The organism is Streptomyces sparsogenes subsp. cuspidosporus, assembly GCF_039532705.1.
Taxonomy (GTDB): Bacteria; Actinomycetota; Actinomycetes; order Streptomycetales; family Streptomycetaceae; genus Streptomyces; species Streptomyces sparsogenes.
In genome coordinates this window covers 52,125-68,598 of record NZ_BAAASD010000011.1, presented here as the reverse complement: position 1 = coordinate 68,598, position 16,474 = coordinate 52,125, and the positions used below count along the sequence as shown (strand labels likewise).

At 72.5% G+C, this 16,474-nt stretch carries 14 protein-coding genes; 9 read left to right on the top strand and 5 right to left on the bottom strand.

Annotation, left to right across the window (positions count from 1 at the left end; all coding sequences use genetic code 11):
• The first annotated feature begins 75 nt into the window (after positions 1-75).
• Positions 76-1,068, top strand: coding sequence for a 2,3,4,5-tetrahydropyridine-2,6-dicarboxylate N-succinyltransferase (dapD, locus tag ABFY07_RS15880; RefSeq protein WP_346175128.1), 993 nt, complete (start codon positions 76-78; stop codon positions 1,066-1,068).
• Positions 1,069-1,244: 176 nt separating this feature from the next.
• Here dapD and ABFY07_RS15875 read toward each other — a convergent pair whose 3' ends face one another.
• On the bottom strand, positions 1,245-3,071 hold the full coding sequence (locus tag ABFY07_RS15875) for an endonuclease/exonuclease/phosphatase family protein (RefSeq protein ID WP_346175127.1): 1,827 nt from the start codon (positions 3,069-3,071) through the stop codon (positions 1,245-1,247).
• 449 nt (positions 3,072-3,520) lie between these two features.
• Between ABFY07_RS15875 and ABFY07_RS15870 the strand changes: the two genes are divergently transcribed.
• Both ABFY07_RS15870 and ABFY07_RS15865 read left to right on the top strand, forming a co-directional pair.
• Entirely contained in the window at positions 3,521-5,032 is a 1,512-nt protein-coding gene (locus tag ABFY07_RS15870) for a hypothetical protein (protein WP_346175126.1), read from the top strand.
• Positions 5,033-5,209: 177 nt separating this feature from the next.
• A complete protein-coding gene (locus ABFY07_RS15865; RefSeq protein ID WP_346175125.1) occupies positions 5,210-6,667 on the top strand; it encodes an alkaline phosphatase PhoX in 1,458 nt (485 codons plus the stop codon).
• A gap of 246 nt (positions 6,668-6,913) precedes the next feature.
• On the opposite strand, the gene ABFY07_RS15860 is transcribed toward ABFY07_RS15865, so the two are convergent.
• Positions 6,914-7,342: a pyridoxamine 5'-phosphate oxidase family protein gene (locus ABFY07_RS15860; protein WP_346175124.1), complete on the bottom strand. Its 429-nt coding sequence runs from the start codon at positions 7,340-7,342 to the stop codon at positions 6,914-6,916.
• 114 nt (positions 7,343-7,456) lie between these two features.
• Between ABFY07_RS15860 and ABFY07_RS15855 the strand changes: the two genes are divergently transcribed.
• Positions 7,457-8,446: a cupin domain-containing protein gene (locus tag ABFY07_RS15855; RefSeq protein WP_346175123.1), complete on the top strand. Its 990-nt coding sequence runs from the start codon at positions 7,457-7,459 to the stop codon at positions 8,444-8,446.
• On the opposite strand, the gene ABFY07_RS15850 is transcribed toward ABFY07_RS15855, so the two are convergent.
• Complete coding sequence (locus ABFY07_RS15850) at positions 8,421-9,653, bottom strand: TerD family protein (protein ID WP_346175237.1); 1,233 nt, start codon at positions 9,651-9,653, stop codon at positions 8,421-8,423. The two genes, ABFY07_RS15855 and ABFY07_RS15850, sit on opposite strands and share 26 nt — an antisense overlap.
• 161 nt (positions 9,654-9,814) lie before the next feature.
• Here ABFY07_RS15850 and ABFY07_RS15845 point away from each other — a divergent pair, with 161 nt between their 5' ends.
• The 4 genes from ABFY07_RS15845 (at position 9,815) to ABFY07_RS15830 (ending at position 13,626) form a co-directional block, all read left to right on the top strand.
• Positions 9,815-10,648, top strand: coding sequence for a YwqG family protein (locus ABFY07_RS15845; protein ID WP_346175122.1), 834 nt, complete (start codon positions 9,815-9,817; stop codon positions 10,646-10,648).
• Positions 10,649-10,753: 105 nt separating this feature from the next.
• Positions 10,754-11,638, top strand: a complete 885-nt coding sequence (locus ABFY07_RS15840; RefSeq protein WP_346175121.1) for a hypothetical protein — start codon at positions 10,754-10,756, stop codon at positions 11,636-11,638.
• A gap of 82 nt (positions 11,639-11,720) precedes the next feature.
• Entirely contained in the window at positions 11,721-12,476 is a 756-nt protein-coding gene (locus tag ABFY07_RS15835) for an ArsR/SmtB family transcription factor (protein WP_346175120.1), read from the top strand.
• Positions 12,477-12,660: 184 nt separating this feature from the next.
• Positions 12,661-13,626 carry a DMT family transporter gene (locus ABFY07_RS15830; RefSeq protein WP_346175119.1) on the top strand — a complete coding sequence of 322 codons (966 nt, stop codon included), beginning with the start codon at positions 12,661-12,663 and terminating at the stop codon, positions 13,624-13,626.
• Positions 13,627-13,634: 8 nt separating this feature from the next.
• On the opposite strand, the gene ABFY07_RS15825 is transcribed toward ABFY07_RS15830, so the two are convergent.
• Together ABFY07_RS15825 and ABFY07_RS15820 are read right to left on the bottom strand one after the other, a co-directional pair.
• On the bottom strand, positions 13,635-15,011 hold the full coding sequence (locus tag ABFY07_RS15825) for a serine hydrolase domain-containing protein (RefSeq protein WP_346175118.1): 1,377 nt from the start codon (positions 15,009-15,011) through the stop codon (positions 13,635-13,637).
• Positions 15,008-15,268, bottom strand: a complete 261-nt coding sequence (locus ABFY07_RS15820; RefSeq protein WP_346175117.1) for a hypothetical protein — start codon at positions 15,266-15,268, stop codon at positions 15,008-15,010. Before ABFY07_RS15820 ends, ABFY07_RS15825 begins: the two co-directional genes overlap by 4 nt.
• A 180-nt stretch (positions 15,269-15,448) precedes the next feature.
• Between ABFY07_RS15820 and ABFY07_RS15815 the strand changes: the two genes are divergently transcribed.
• Complete coding sequence (locus ABFY07_RS15815; RefSeq protein ID WP_346175116.1) at positions 15,449-16,378, top strand: GbsR/MarR family transcriptional regulator; 930 nt, start codon at positions 15,449-15,451, stop codon at positions 16,376-16,378.
• Positions 16,379-16,474 lie beyond the last annotated feature (96 nt).

The window sequence follows — 16,474 nt, the reverse complement described above, 5'->3', positions numbered from 1 at the left end:
GGCCGGACCGGGCCGGCGGGACCGGCCGATGAGACCGGTTCGCCTCCCGGGCCCGCCTCCGGTTAGCGTCTGACCATGACCGACGCAGCCATCACCACCAGCACCACCGGCGCAGCCGCCGCCGGCCTTGCCACCCTCGCCGAGGACGGCACCGTCCTCGACACCTGGTTCCCGGCCCCCCAGCTGGTCGCCGAGCCCGGCCCGGCCGGGACCGAGCGGCTGAGCGACGAGCGCGCCGCCGAACTGCTGGGCGACACCGTCCTGAAGGCCGTCGGGCCGGACCCGCGCCGCGGGGTCGAGGTCGTGGCCGTCCGTACGGTCATCGGCTCACTGGAGGACAAGCCGCTCGACGCGCACGACGTCTACCTGCGGCTGCACCTGCTCAGCCACCGCCTCGTCAAGCCGCACGGCCTCAGCCTGGACGGCCAGTTCGGCCTGCTGGCCAATGTGGCCTGGACCTCGCTCGGCCCGGTCCCCGTCGACCAGGTCGAGCGGGCCCGCCTCGCTGCCCGTGCCGAGGGGCTGCAGCTGTCGGTGACCAGCGTGGACAAGTTCCCCCGGATGACCGACTACGTGATCCCCGCCGGGGTGCGCATCGGCGACGCCGACCGGGTCCGGCTCGGCGCCCACCTGGCCTCGGGGACCACGGTCATGCACGAGGGCTTCGTCAACTTCAACGCCGGGACGCTGGGCACCTCCATGGTCGAGGGCCGGATCAGCGCGGGTGTCGTGGTGGGCGACGGCTCGGACATCGGCGGCGGCGCGTCGATCATGGGCACGCTGTCGGGCGGCGGCAAGCAGACGATCTCCCTCGGCGAGCGCTGCCTGCTCGGCGCCGAGGCGGGCATCGGGATCTCGCTCGGCGACGACTGCATCGTGGAGGCGGGTCTGTATGTGACCGCGGGCACCCGGGTCACCCTGCCGGACGGCACGATCACCAAGGCGCTGGAGCTGTCGGGCGTCAACAACCTGCTCTTCCGCCGCAACTCCACCACCGGCACCGTCGAGGCGCTGCCGCGCAGCGGCTCGTGGGGCGGGCTCAACGAGGCGCTGCACAGCCACAACTGAGCCGTACGGCCACAAGCACAGCCACAAGCACAGCCACACGCACGGCCACACGCACGGCCACACGCACGGCCACACGCACGGCCGGAACTGAGCCGTAAAGCCACAGCTGAGCCGTAACGAGTGAGCCCGGCGCGGGCGGCCCCGGTCATCGGGCGGGGGCCGCCCGCGCCGGTGTGTTAAGGCTTCAGCCGGACGACCTGCGGGTCGTGGTCGCTCGACTGGTCCGCGAACTCCGCGTTGATGTGCACGATGTCGTAGTCCGGGCGGCGCAGCGCGCGGCTGGTGAGGATGTGGTCGAGCACCTGCGAGTTGCCGTTGTAGACGTAGCCGTAGCGCTCGTCCTTCCGCATCCCGGTGACCAGGTCGGTGAGCACCCCGCCCGCGGTGAGGTCGGCCAGGGCGGGCGAGAACTGGTAGTCGTTGAGGTCGCCCGCGACGACCACCCGGGCCTGAGCGTCCACGGCCAGCAGCTTCTTCACGAAGGCGTTGACCGCCTGGGCCTGGCCGGTGCGCTGGGTCTCCGAGCCGCGGGCCGGGGGCTGGAAGCGGCTGTCCAGGCCCTGGTCGCCGCCCTTGGAGTTGAAGTGGTTGGCGATCACGAACACCGGGCGGCCGCGGAAGGAGAACTGCCCGACCAGCGGCTTGCGGCTGTCCTTCCAGACCGGGTTGCCGGGGTCGATGCGGCCGGGGGAGGCCGACAGCGCCGCCTCGCCGTCCTTGTCCGTGACCCGCACCGGCGTGGTGGCGTCGCCGCCCGCGACATCGGTGAAGGAGACCCGCTCGGGGTTGAAGAGGAAGGCGACGCGGATGTTGCCGCCCGGCTGTCCGCCGTCCTGGTCGTCGGCCGGGTCGATCTGCCGCCACTCGTACGCCGGGCCGCCGGCCGCCTTGATCGCGTCGGTGAGCTTCTTCAGCGTGGCTCCGGCGCTGGTGACCGCGTCGTTCGTCGCGCCGTTGTCGTCCTGGACCTCCTCCAGGGCGACGATGTCGGGCGTGGCCAGGTTGTGCACGAGACCCGAGGCGAGCCGGTCGAACTTGGCCTGCGCGGTCTTGGGGGAGAGGTTCTCCACGTTGTAGGTGGCGATGGACAGCTCGTCGGCCTTCTGCGCGCGGGTGGTCTCCCGGGGCAGGTTCCCGTCCTCGAGGGCGCCGAGCGTGGTGGCCTGGATCTCGTAGCCGCCGAAGTTGTCGTAGTCCAGCGGTCCCGCGGTGGTGCCGGTCAGCGCGTCGCCCACGTCGGCGACGGGGAAGGGGCGCTGGGCGAAGGGGATGAGGGAAGCCACCTTGACCCGGCCGGAGTTGGGGTCACGGTAGGAGCTGTAGAGCGCGCCGCCGCGCGCGGTGCGGGCGTGGCCGGGCTCCGCGGTGACCCACAGCTCGTTGTACGGGGTGGTCGCGCCGACGACCGGGGCGTCCTCCACCGAGACGCGCATGCCCTCCAGCGACTCGTAGCGGTCCAGGGCGTAGGAGTTCGGGCGCAGCCGCAGCCCCTCGATGGAGCCGCCCCCGGCGTCGGGGGCGTAGCGGTCGGGGACGGTGGCGGGCTTGAGGGGGAAGGCGGCGGGCAGCTCGTTGCCCGAGGACTCGACCGTCCAGGTCGCCTTGGTGAGCTCGGTGACCGACTGGAGCCCGGCGTCCGCGCCGCCGGGGTAGTACTCGCTGACCGTCCCGGAGACCCGCACCGCGTCCCCGACGGCGACCGAGGGGGTTTTCGAACCGGTGAAGACGAAGATCGCCTCGCTGGTGGCCCGGTCCCGGTCGGGCCGCTGGTCCTGGAGCCAGAAGCCGCGGGACGAGCCGAAGGCGCGTACCGCGGTGACCGTGCCGGGCACCTCGGACACCTGGGTGCCCGCGAACGGGGATATTCGGGTGCTGCCCTGGATGTCGTGGATCCGGACCTCGGCGGCGGACGCGGACTGCGGGGCGGCGAGCAGCCCGGCCGCGAGGGCCGAGGCGACGACGGCGGTGACGGCGGCGGGCCCGCGCACGGCGCGTGGGGACATGGTGTTGCCTCCGATGTGGAGTGACCAGGGGGGAACAAGCCTCTACGCGCGTCAATTTCTTGCCTCGCCAGGGCCGTTGTCAAGGGATGGCCGGTGTACGGCCCGGGTCGGGGGAGTGAACCGGAGCGCCGTGGGGCACCCGGCGCGCTCCGGCGGCCGCGGCGCCGGCCACCGGTCCCGGGCGCCGGTCCCGACCGCCGGTGCCGACCGCCGGGCCGGTGGCCGAAAGCGTGGGGCGATGGCCGAAACAGCGGGCCGGTGCCCCCTCGGCGCCACATCGGGACGAAACCGGCCCCGCCTTCCGTCTAGGCTGGGACCGGTCGCGCCCGTGGCGCTGTGCCCTCCAGACCCGCTCCACCCCCGTGCCTCTCGTTCATCCGTCTCGTCCGCTTCATTCGCCTGATCCGTTTCATCCGTCTCGTCCCGCTCCCGAGGAGTTGACTCCGCCGATGCCCGGAGACCGCCCCACCATGCCGCCCGTGCGGCTCCACTCCGAGGCCGAACTCGCCCGCGACGCGCTCACCGCCCCGCTGCTGGCCCGCGCGGTCCGGCTCGCCCGCTGGGCCGGGCCGAGCAGGCCGGTCGCCGCGGGCGGCGTGCTGACCGAGCCCGACCTGCGGGCGGCGGCCGAGCACCTGGGGCTCGGGGCCGACGAGGAGGGCCCGGGGTATGTGGCGGAGGCCTGGCAGCTGGCCGTCGACACCGGGCTGATCGAGGTCCGGGAGCCCGCTGAGGAGGCGGCCGCCGGTCAGGAGGCGGACGGGGACGGGGATGCGGGCGGGGAGGAGACCACGGGCGTGGCCACCCCCGGCCAGGAGCTGCGGCTGATCACCGAGGGCAGCCCGCGGGACGTCCTGGACATCTGGCTCGGCGGCTTCGAGACCGTACTCGCCGACGCGGCGGCCCCCGACCTCGCCGAGATCGTCGACCAGATCGGCGAGGACGGCGAGCTGGACCTCGACGGGATCGACTGGAACCCTGAGGAGGAGGCCGACTTCCTGGACGGGGTGCTGGGCAATCTGTATCTGCTGACCGCCCTGGACGAGCAGGACTCCGGCCGCGCTGTGCCGCTGCCCGCCCTCGCCGCCGCCATGATCGTCCCCGACGACATGGAGGAGCCCACCGACGACATCCTGGAAGAGATCTCCGAGGCGATGGTCCGCCTGGACGACCAGTTCCGGATGCTGGAGCCGACCGGCCTGGTGGAGTACCAGCCCGTGGACGAGGCGCTGATCGAGGAGGTCGACGGCGAGGGCCGCTTCCCCGAGACCGCCGAGTCGCCGCACGGCCCCGATGAGGAGGACGTCTCCCGGTACGGCATGGTCAGGCTCACCCCGCTCGGCGTCTTCGGCGTACGCACCCGCATGCTCGACGCCGGCATCGACGCCCCGGCCGTCGGAGACCTGGCCGGCAAGGGTGCCGAGGTCCTGCTGGACGCCCTGCCCGGACACCCGGAACCGGCCGCGCGCGCCGAGGCCGAGCAGTGGCTGGCCCGCCGTACGCCCGACGAGGCCGCCCGCGAGCTGCTCGCCGCCGCCCGCGGCGACGATCCGGGCGCGCCCCTGCGCCGCCTGGCCTGCCAGCAGACGCTCTCGCTGGTCGGAGCCGCCGCCGAGCCCGCGCTGCGCGAGGTGCTGGACGACCGGCACCTCGGCGGCCTCGCCCGGGTGTGGCTGGCCGAGCGCGCCATGCCCGACATCCCGGAGCCGTCCGAGGAGATGGTGTTCTGGCTGACGGTGGACACCATCGCGGCCCAGCTCGCCGCGGACGGCGACTCCGTGGAACTGCGCGACCTGGTGCGCGGCCTGGTCGAGCAGTCGGGGAGCTTCTTCGACTCGGCGTGGCGGGTGGACCACCCGGCGACCGCCGAGGTGCTGGAGGCGATGGGGCGGCTGCACCCGGACAAGAAGGCCGCGAAGCAGGCGCGGAAGGCGGCTTTCAAGGCGCGTTCGCGCGCCTGACACCTCAGCGGGGGCGGTGGCCGCGGTGGTCACCGGCCCGGAGGACGGCGCCAGAGGTTCAGACCGACGGCGCCAATCGGTCCTTTGATGTCGCGTCCAGTTCAACTGCTGTTCGGTCAGGAGCGGGAGCGTATGCCCGCAGTCGGTGGACAGATCTGGCCATTCAGGAGATGAAAGATGCCGCTCACCCGCAGAGACTTCGCGAAGAGTTCCGCGTACACCGGGGCCGGGGTCGCCCTCGTCGGCAGCGCCGGGGTGCTCGCCACCGCCCCCGGCGCGCTCGCCGCCGAGCCGACGGCGGCCGAGGCCACGGACGCGGCCCAGCACGGCGGCTCCCGGCTCGGCTACGGCCCGCTCGTCGCGGACCCGAAGGGCATCCTCGCCCTGCCCGCCGGATTCAGCTACCGGGTCATCACCCGCACCGGCCAGACCACGCTGGAGTCGGGCGAGTCCACCCCCTCCAACCACGACGGCACCGCCACCTTCCGGGGCACCCGCGGCGCCACGCTGCTCGTCAACAACCACGAGCTGAAGGGCCCGCGGGCCGACTGGCCGCACCCCGTGCCGCTCGTCGAGGGCCTGGTCTACGACCCGGCGGCCTCCGGCGGCTGCACCGTCGTCGAGGTCTCCAAGCACGGCGACCACGTCACCGAGTGGGTGGGCATCGCCGGCACCTCCACCAACTGCGCGGGCGGCAGCACCCCCTGGGGCACCTGGCTCACCTGCGAGGAGACCGAGGACAAGGCCGGCAAGAACGGCATGACCAAGGACCACGGCTACGTCTTCGAGGTCGACCCGCTGGACCGCCGGGCCAACCGCGACCCGAAGCCGATCAAGGCGCTGGGCCGCTACGCCCACGAGGCCGTCGTCGTCGACCCCAAGCGCGGCCACCTCTACCTGACCGAGGACGCCTCCGGCCCGAACGGCCTCTTCTACCGCTGGGTGCCGCCGCGCGGCTTCGAGCACGGCCGGGGCAAGCTGCGCACGCTCGCCGACGACGCGGGCGTGCTCCAGGCCCCCAAGTGCTTCGACGCCGGCGGCAACTTCGTCGACGACCTCTCGCGCGCCACCAAGACCGGCACGGTCTACGGCGTCGACTGGGTGGACGTGCCCGACCGCGACGCCAGGACGGTCTCCGTGCGCAAGCAGTTCACCGCCGGCCAGGTCACCCGCGCGCGCAAGCTGGAGGGCATGTGGTGGGGCGACGGGGGCGCGTACATCGTCTCCTCGTACGCCCGCGAGGAAAGCCCGGTGGCGCACGACGGCCAGGTCTGGTTCTACGACCCGAAGCGGCGCACCCTCACCCTCAAGGTGCTGCTGGGCGTCAACCCCGACCCGGCCGAGGACGGCGCCTTCGACGGCCCCGACAACATCACCGTCTCGCCCTACGGCGGCCTGGTCATCGCCGAGGACGGCGAGGGCGTCCAGCACCTCTTCGGCGCCACGGACGACGGCCGCACCTACCCGATCGCGCGCAACGAGCTGAACATCGGCACGAAGGAGGAGCCGGAGTACAGCGAGTTCACCGGCGTCTGCTTCTCGCCCGACGGCGACACCCTGTACGCCAACATCCAGACCCCGGGCATCATGCTCGCCATCACCGGCCCCTGGCGCCGCCAGCGCCCCCGCGGCTGACCCGCGGCCCGGCCCGCTCCGGCCCGGTCCGGCCCCGCTCCGGCCCCGGTCCGGCCCGCCCCCGTGTCCTGCGGGGGCGGGCCGCGTCACTTCCGGGGCCCTCGCTCGTTGTACGGGCTATGGGACGGGCCGGGCCGGAGCGCCGATCCTCCTCCCTCTTCGGCGCTCCGGCCCGGGCCCCCAGGTCTTCGGTCTCCCAGGTCTTCGGGTCGCCAGGTCTTCGGGTCGCCAGGGAAGTACGGAGCGTCAAAACGCGTAGCGGCTCACGGTCTCCGGGTGGATGACGAGACGAACCCAGTCCGCGGCCAGCATCTCGGAGAGGGTGTCGGCGCGGGCCGGGTCGCCGAGGTCCCAGTAGCGAGCGGCCAGACGGCCGCACAGGTCGTGTGCTCCGTCGGATTCCACCGTGGTGCGGCCGGCGACCGACAGCCAGCGCTCGGGTTCCCCCACCGGGGCGGCCACGACGATCGAGGCGCGGGGGTCGCGGCGCAGACGCCGCACCTTGAGCGAGTCGGGGGCGGTGAACAGCTGGATCGTGCCCTCGGCGGTGGCCTCGAACCACACCGGCCGGGGCTGTGGCGGCAGTGGCCCCGCGGCCACGGACAGGAACCCGTGCAGGGGGCGTCGGAGGAACTCGAGGTCCTGGGCGGTCAGCGAACTGGCGTCGGTGCTCATCACAGCCCTTCCGTTGTCATCGAAGTTCTTTCAGACGCGATTGAACACGGCCGACTTGGACGATCCCATGGGCAGGAAGCCGAATCGCCTGCGTATTCGTCTAACCTCGCTGAGGTGGACGTGTTCAGTGACCTGATCCGTGGGGTGCGAGCCCACGGTTCGTTGTTCGGCAGCTCGACCCTGTCCCCGCCCTGGGCACTCCACTTCGTGGACGGCGCGCCGCTGACCCTGTGCACCGTCCTCACCGGGGCGGGCTGGATCGTGCCGGAGCACCGTCCGCCCGAGCCGCTTCGCGCCCGCGAGACGCTCGTCGTGCGCGGCCCCGCGACGTTCACCTTCGTCGACGAGCCGGGCACCCTGGCCGAACCGATCGCGTGCGGCGAACACTGCGCGACGCCCGAGCAGGGTGGGATGCGGCACCGGCGCGGCTGGAACGACCCCGGCGGGGACGCCGGTGCCGGCGGCGGTGCGACGACCCTGATCGTCGGCGCCTATCCCGTGCACGGCGAGATCAGCCGCCGACTGCTGGACGCGCTGCCCGTCGTGCTGCGCGTGGGCGGCGGGGGAACGGCTGACGCCGTGCTGGACCATCTCGCCGCCGAGGTCACCGTCGACGCCCCGGGCCAGCAGGCAGTACTCGACCGGTTGCTGGACTGGATGCTGGTCTGCACGCTGCGCGAGTGGTTCGACCGGCCCGGCGGCGAGCCCCCGGCCTGGTGGGCCGCCCAGCGGGACCCGGTGGCCGGCGCCGCGCTGCGCCTGCTGCACGCCGAACCCGCGGCTCCATGGACGGTCGCCGCGCTGGCCGAGCGCATCGGAGTGTCGCGTTCGACGCTGGCCAAGCGGTTCGCCGACCTGGTCGGCGAACCGCCGCTGACCTACCTCACCCGCTGGCGCATGACGCTCGCGGCAGACCTCCTGCTCGAACAGGAGGCCGCGACCCTCGCGGATGTCGCCCGCGCGATGGGTTACGCCGACCCGTTCGGCTTCAGCGCGGCGTTCAAACGGGTCCGAGGCGTCAGCCCCAGCGCATTCCGGCGCACCGCGACCACTGCCTCCCCGGCGGCCGACGGCATCCTCAGAGCGCCCGGCCGGCGGGCTTGACCATGCCACGGACCGTACGGGAGTCCACGTACTCGCCCATCGCGGTCATCTCCCACTCGCCCGAGAACTGCTTGATGAACTTGGCCATCATGACCCCCGTGCGCGGCTCGGAGTGGGTCAGGTCGAAGCGGACCAGCTCCTCGCCCGTCCCCGCGTCCAGCAGCCGGCAGTAGGCCTTGGCGACATCGGTGAACTTCTGGCCGGAGAAGGAGTTGACCGTGAAGACCAGGCCGGTCACCTCCGGCGGCAGCCCGCCGAGGTGGACCGTGATGGTCTCGTCGTCGCCGCCGCCCTCGCCGGTGAGATTGTCGCCGGAGTGCTGGATCGCGCCATTGAGGATCGCGAGCTTGCCGAAGAAGCAGGCGTCGATTTTCTTGCGGTCCACGCCGAAGGCGATCACGGACGCGTCCAGGTCGATGTCCTTGCTGCGGAAGGCGGGCTCCCAGCCCAGGCCCATCTTCACCGAGGTCAGCAGCGGCCGGCCGCCCTTGACCAGCGACACGGTCTGGTTCTTCTGCAGATTGACGCGGCCCTTGTCGAGATTGATCTTCCCGGCGCCGGGCGCGGGAGCGGCGGCGGCCGGGGGAGCGGGCGGCGGGGCGGTGGGCATGGGCGGGGGCTGGAAACCGGCGGGCGGGCCGGAGGGCGGCGGAGCCTGGACGGGCGCGGCGGCGGGGGCCGCGGGCGCGGCGGCGGGGGCCGCGGGCGCGGCGGGCTCCTCCACCGTCACGCCGAAGTCCGTGGCGATGCCCGCCAGCCCGTTGGCATAGCCCTGCCCGACCGCGCGGACCTTCCACGCGCCATTGCGCCGGTACACCTCGACGACCACCAGCGCCGTCTCGGAGCCCAGCCGCGGCGGGGTGAAGGTGGCGATCACGGCGCCGTCGTCGGCGCCGCGCACGGTGGCGGTCGGCTCGGTGCCCGAGAACGTCGCCCCGGGCGCGTCCAGGCTCGCGGTCACCACGATCTTCTCGATGTCGCCCGGCACGGCGGCCGTATCGACGGTGATGGTGTCACCCGCCCCGCCGGACCCGGCCCGGTGGGTGACGCCGGGGCCGGCGGGCTGGTTGTAGAAGACGAAGTCGTCGTCGGAGCGCACCTTGCCGTTGGCGGTGAGCAGCAGGCCCGACACGTCCAGCCGCACCGGGGCGGTGACGTCCACCGCCACGCGCGCGACGGGCAGGGGGAGGTTCGAGCCGGGAGTCATAGCGGTCATGCCCGGGTAACGAACCTCCCCGCTTTACGGTTCCTTGACCTGCTCCTCTATCTGTTCCCTGACCTGCTCCTCGACGTGCACCCTGCCCTGCTTCCCGACCTGCCCGCCGACCCCACGGGGGAGCGCGCGCCGCACCCGGCATCATGGCCCGCATGACCACCGCGCCCGACCCGCTGCACACCCTGGCCCACGCCCACCTGCCCGCAGACCTCGCCGACCGCTGGACCGCGCTGCTGCGCCCGGCCGCGCACCTCAGGAAGGCCGGGCCCGCCGATCCGGTCGTCGGCCGGCTCGGCGGACTGCCCCGGCTGCCGGACGGGGTGGACTGGCCGGTGTGGGAGGGGCACGGGCCGCTGGCGTTCGTGGCGGCGGTCGACTGCGCCGCGCTGCCCGGGGAGGCGCTGGACATACCGCTGCCCGCGGACGGCGTCCTCGCCTTCTTCTACTACGGCGACGAGGACGACGACGCGCTCGTCGACACCGCCGACCCGGACACCTGGCCCGGCGCCCGCGTCCTCCACCTCCCGCCCGGGTCCGCCGCCGCGCCCGAGCGGCCCGCGCCGGCGGGGATCACCCCCTACCCGGTGGTGGACCTCACGGTCCACACCGCCCCGAGCGCCCCCGACTTCGACTCGCTCGCGCTGACCGCCGCGTTCGGCGAGGGCGAGCTTCCGGACGCGTTCCAGAGGGCGGTGTGGCAGCACCAGAGCGGTGCCGCGCACCAGATCGGCGGCCACGCCCAGTCCGTCCAGACCGCCGTGGAGATAGTGGTGGCGCATGGCGCGCTGGGCGGCCGCGAGGTGTCGTGGGAGGACCCGCGGATCGAGAAGGAGGCGGAGGGCTGGGTGCTGCTCGCGCAGTTCGACTCCGACGAGGACGCGGACATGATGTGGGGCGACGCCGGCGCGCTGTACTGGCTGATCCGCCCCGACGACCTGGCCGCGGGCCGCTTCGAGCGGGCGATGTTCACCTGGCAGTGCTGCTGAGGCCCAGGGGGCTCGGGCGGTCCCGGCGACCTCTGCCGGGAGAGACTGGCCCTCTCGCCGATCGACCTCGTTGAGACCGCGTTGAGACCGCGTTGAGGGAGACTCATGGACCTGCCGCCGGTGCCCGCCCGTGTCACCGCAATGATCACCTCCGGAGAGCTGCCGCAGGAGTTCACCGCGTTCTTCACCCCCGCCGGAGAGCTGAACGACGCCACGTACTGGTCCGATGTCGCGTCGGCCGTGGAGGCGCACCTGGCGACCGGCGCCGTGGACGCCGTGGACGAGACCGTTCGGGGTGCGCTGGCGCTCGCCGGGGCGTACGCCTGTCTGGACTCCCTGGAAGACGGCACGGACCCGGACCACATGAGCGAGGACAGCGACCGGGCCATGGAGCTGTTGCGGCAAGCCGAGGCCCACGGCATCGACGAGGACGAGACCGCCGAGCTGTGGGAGTACGCCGAACACATCCAGAGCCTCGCGGCCGAACTCAGCGACGAGCTGGCGAAGTTGGAAGCCTATGTGGCCGAGCACGGGGCGACGCCCCGGGGCCGGCTGGACGCGAAGCTGGGGCAGGCGCACGAGCGCTACTCCGCCGGAGATCGGGGCCCGGCACTCGCGCTCTTCCGCGAGGTCGCCGAAATCAGCCCGTGGGACAGTGAGTTCAGCGGCTGTCTGGATCGCATCGACATCGGCTGGTGCCGTCTGCTCCACGACGCGGCCCAGGTCGAGGGCCCGGATGCGGCGCGGACGGTATGGCGGGAAGCAAGGGCGCATTACCGGGCGGCGAAGTTTCCCGTCACGATGCACGCCTGGCCGTTGGTCGAGATGCTGTTGGGGCAGGGGGTGCCGGACCTCATCGAGGTGATCATTCACGAGTGGCTGGAGGCCGCGAAGGAGAACGGACGGTGGGAGGTGCCGGTGACCGAGGACGAGCAGCGGATCTTCGAGCTGGCCCTGGCCGAGATCGAGGCAGCTGCCCCCGAGGGCTAGCCGCGCCATCCCCGCGCTGTGCGGCACCGGGCCGCTGGGCCAAGCTTCGGCACCCACCGAAATATTGGGGCATGATGGAGGCGTGACCGACGCCTCGCCCCCCGCCGCCCGCCTCGCCGCCTTCGCCGCCGCCTTCGCCGACGAGACCCGGGCCGCCATCTGCATGGCCCTGCTGGAGGGACGCGCCTGGAGCGCGGGCGAGCTGGCCCGGATCACCGGCGTGGCGCCCTCCACGGCGAGCGGGCATCTGGCCCGCCTGCTGGAGGCCGGGATCTGTGTGACCGAACGGCAGGGCCGCCGTACGTACGTACGGATCGCCGACGCGGAAACGGCGCGCCTCGTCGACTCGCTCGCCGCGCACGCGATCCCCGGCCGGGACGCGGCCCACGCGGCGCCGGTCGTCGCCGCGCCCGACCCGCTGGCCGGCGCGCGGACCTGCTACGACCACCTCGCGGGGCGGCTCGGCATGGCGGTCACCGACGCCATGGCCGAGCGCGGGCTGCTGCGCGCGGACGGGGTGTTCGAGCTGACCGACGCGGGGCTGGAGTGGTGCGCCCGGGTGGGCGTCGACCTGGCCGACGGGGGCCGCCGGCCGACCGTGGACTCGCGCCTGGACTGGACCGAGCGGCGCGGCCGGCCGATCGTCAGCTCGTGCCTGGACTGGACCGAGCGCCGCCGCCACCTGGGCGGGGTGGCCGGTGCGCGGCTGTGCGCCCTGGCGCTGCGCCGGGAGTGGGTGGCGCGGCGGGAGGAGGGCGGGCGGGCCCTGCGGGTGACGGACGCGGGGGAGCGGGCCTTCGGCGAGCTCCTGGGGATAGGGCCGGACGCCTGGCGCTGAGCCGGCCGGCATGCGACAGCGGTCGCGTCAGCCGTTGCGACACCCGTCACGGCACCCGTCCGGGCACCCCTCGCGTCAACCGTCGCCACAGCCGTCACGGCACCCGTTCGCGTCAGCCATTGCAACAGCCGAACAGATGAACATTTCGGTGGACACCAAAATGTTCGCCCCCTAGGCTGCCCGCATGAGCTCCCGTCCCCTCTCGCCCGGCGTCATCACGGCCGGCGCCGCCACCTTCTCCGTGTTCGCCTGGGCGTCCGCCTTCGTCTCCATCCGCAGCGCGGGCGCCGCCTACTCTCCCGGCGCGCTCGCGCTTGGCCGGTTGCTGGCCGCCTCGCTCGTGCTGATCCTCCTCGTGGCGATACGCCGAGAGGGCCTGCCTCCCCGGGGCGCCTGGCGCGGCATTCTGGTGTCCGGGGTGGTCTGGTTCGGCGGTTACATGGTCGCGCTGAACTGGGGCGAACGCCTGGTCGACGCGGGGACGGCGGCCCTCCTGGTCAACGTCGGACCCATCCTGATGGCGCTGCTCGCGGCGCGGCTCCTCGGCGAGGCGCTGCCGCCCAGGCTGCTCGCCGGGATGGCGGTGTCCTTCGGCGGGGCGGTGGTGGTCGGCCTGTCGACCTCCTCCGGGCACGGCGGCGGCACCTCGCTGCTCGGGGTGGTGCTGTGCCTCCTCGCGGCGGTGGCGTACGCGACCGGCGTGGTCGCCCAGAAGCCCGCCCTCGCGTACGGGACCCCGCTCCAGGTCACGGCGTACAGCTGCCTGATCGGCACGGTGGCGTGCCTGCCCTTCGCCGGGCAACTGGCCACCGAACTCCCGAAGGCCCCGCCCTCCGCGACGCTCAACATGCTCTACCTCGGCGTGGTGCCGACCGCCCTCGCCTTCACCACCTGGACCTACGCCCTGGCCCGCACCCCCGCCGGCAAGATGGGCGCCACCACATACGCCGTCCCCGCCATCGTGGTCCTGCTGAGCTGGCTCTTCCTCGACGAGGTGCCCGCCTGGCTGACCCTCCTCGGTGGCGTGCTCTGCCTGGCCGGCGTGGCCGTCTCCCGCTCCCGCCCCCGCCCGTCCCGCGCACCTGCCCCGCAGGCCGCACAGCCCGAGTCGGAGCCCGAGCCCAAGCCCGAAGCCGCCGACGTGCCCTGACCGCGTGGTCAGCTTTGCCGTGGGTGCACCCGGCAGTTGGTGTGGAGGTATTGGGCGGCGCCGTTCGTGAAGTCGTAGATCGTGACCGTCTGGGTGTCCTCCAACGGATCCGCCGGCGGCATCAGGAAATGGGTCTCGCTCACCGGAAGCAACTCATATCCGATGCGGTCCGGCTTCTGGAGGAACTCGGCCTGCATCGGATCGAGGACCAGGGTCAGGTACAGCCTTCCGCCGTCGGCTGACACCTCGTACCGTGCGCCAGGGCGCCCGTAGACGCCTTGGTACCTGGTCGGGTCGAGGTTCAGCGCCGGGTCCGGTGCGGGCAGGTCCGGGACGGTGACCGTGCCGAGGTCGGTCAGGATCTCGTTGAACACCTCCCGGTAGAAGCTGTCCCTCGGCCCGCCGTTGGTCAGCATCGTGATGGCGGTGTTCGAGTCGGGCAGGAGCCGTAGCCGGGCGTTCTGGCCGATCGTGCTGCCGTCGGTCGCGTAGACGGTCTCGCCGTGCCAGTCGCACACGATGAGGCCGAGTGCCCAGGCCGGCCCGAACATATGGGGATCCGGCACGGGCACCCGCGACCGCAGCATTTCCCGCACACTCTCGGCCGAGACGATGCGCTTTCCGCTGGGCGCCGTGCCGTCGTTGAGGAGGAGGTGCGCCATGGCGAGCACTTCCCGGGTGGTCGAGGTGATGTTTCCGCCGGGGCCGAACGCACGGGGCAGGTGACGCACCGGTGTGACGATGGGGCCCTCGTCCAGGGAGCGGAGCAGGTGCCCGGTCGCGGCGCGGGCCTCGTCCACCTGCTCGTGCCAACTGTTCGTGCTGGTCAGGTCCATGGGTTCGAAGAGGCGGCGTCGCATGACGTCGTTCCAGCACGCGCCGTCGCGCACCTCCAGGATCCGCGCGAGAATCGCGTACCCCAGCGCCGCGCTGTACCCGTGGGTGCGGCCCAGCGGAAAGACCTGGGGCGCGTCGGCGATGTTCTCGACCATGCGCGCGTAGACGTCGTCGCCTTCGCCGGGGTCGCCGTAGGCTTCCTCGATGCCGCTGGTGTGGTTCAGCAGGTGGCGAGGGGTGACTTTGGCGCTTGCCTCGGGATCGGCCACCGCGAAGCCGGGCAGATAGGTGCGCACCGGCTCGTCGAGGTCGACTTTCCCCTCGTCGACGAGTTGCATGAAGGCCAGTGCGGTCCATGTCTTGGTCATGGAGCCGCATTGGTAGACGGTGTCCGTCGTCGCGGGTTCCCGCGTCTCCACGTCCTTGACGCCGACCGCGAGTTCGGTCAGCTCTCCGTCGTGGAGCACACCGATCGCGGCGCTCGGGATGGCGTACTCCGCCAGGAGTTCCGCGACCCGGGCCCGGATGCGCGGTACGTCGAGCGTCATCGCGGGAGCCCGACCGCGTTCGCGGCGTCCGCCTCGCGGTACTCCGTCGTGGCGTAGGGGCCGGCGTATGCCTCGAAGAAGTCCCGGACACCGTCGAGGGAGTCGTGGGTGATGACGTTCACCGCCGTGGCCCCGTCCTTGCTCGCGATCGCGAGCTTCCATGTGGCGCCTTTGGGGAGGTTGGCGTGTGCCTTCTTCAGCCCGCTCCAGAACTTGCCGTCGTCCGAGACCGTCGACACGGCCATCACGTAGATCATGGGTCCCTCACTTTCCAGGTGACGAAAAGCTACGTTGCGTTTCAGGTTGCGTCAACAAAATTGAGGACCGAAATCCCCTGTAGAGCAGGATCGTTGCAACAGGCATGCGAACGAATGCAACTACCTCAATCAAGTCGTTGCAATGTACTGTTGTTGAACGCAAGGAGAGGAGCCGCATCGGTGCCCGGAGGCAGGCTGACCCACGAGGACCGTCGGAGAATCGCGGCGTGGCTGGCCGAAGGGCTCGGATACGCCGAGATCGGCCGACGGCTCGGCCGGCCGACCTCCACGATCAGTCGCGAGGTCGCACGCAACAGCGCCTCCGGCGACTATGTCGCCGACCACGCGCAGCGGGTCTCCGACCACCGTGCCCGCAGGCACAAGCCGGCCCGGGCCGCCGGGCCGGTAACCGACGAGCAGCCCCCCGAGGTGGTGCGCGGCTTCCTCGACCAGTTCGCGACGCTGCTGGCCGCGACCGGCCTGCCCCGGATGACCTCCCGGGTGTTCGTCTGCCTGCTCACCGCTGACGCCGACGGCCTGACGGCGGCCGACCTGGTGCGCCGGCTACAGGTCAGCCCCGCGTCGGTGTCCAAGTCCATCGGCACCCTCGAAACCATGGAACTGGTGGTGCGCCGACCGGACCCCGGCGGGCGCCGCGAGCGGTACATCGTCGACAACGACGCCTGGCTTCGGGCATGGGAGGCCGACACCGGCGCACACTCCGAGATCGCGACCGCCGCACAGCGTGGCATCGAGATCTTCGGCGCCGACACGACCGCCGGCACCCGGCTCGGCGCGATGGGCCGGTTCTTCGGCTGGCTCAGCGAGCAGATGAGCGGCAGCACCCTCACCGCGACCGCCGTGTACGACGCGCTGACCGTGCTGGCCGCCCTCATTCACGCCGATCGGCCGCTCACCCTCGCCACGCTGGCCACCGCGCTCGGCTGGCCCGAGGGCCGGGCCACCGCCGCCCTGGACGCCATCCGACGGCAACCGGCCATCGCCGATCCCCTCGCCCTGAGGAGCGTCGGCCCCCGGACGTACACCCTCGTCACGCGACGGGACCGCCTCAGCCCGGCGCAACGCGAAGCCCTCCACCGGGCTCTGTGATCCCGTGGCGCCGCTTGACCTTGACACAGTGGCAAGGGGTTCACTGCGACCAAGGAAGCGGTCCCGGGACCCGAGGACCATGCCGAAAGGGGACAG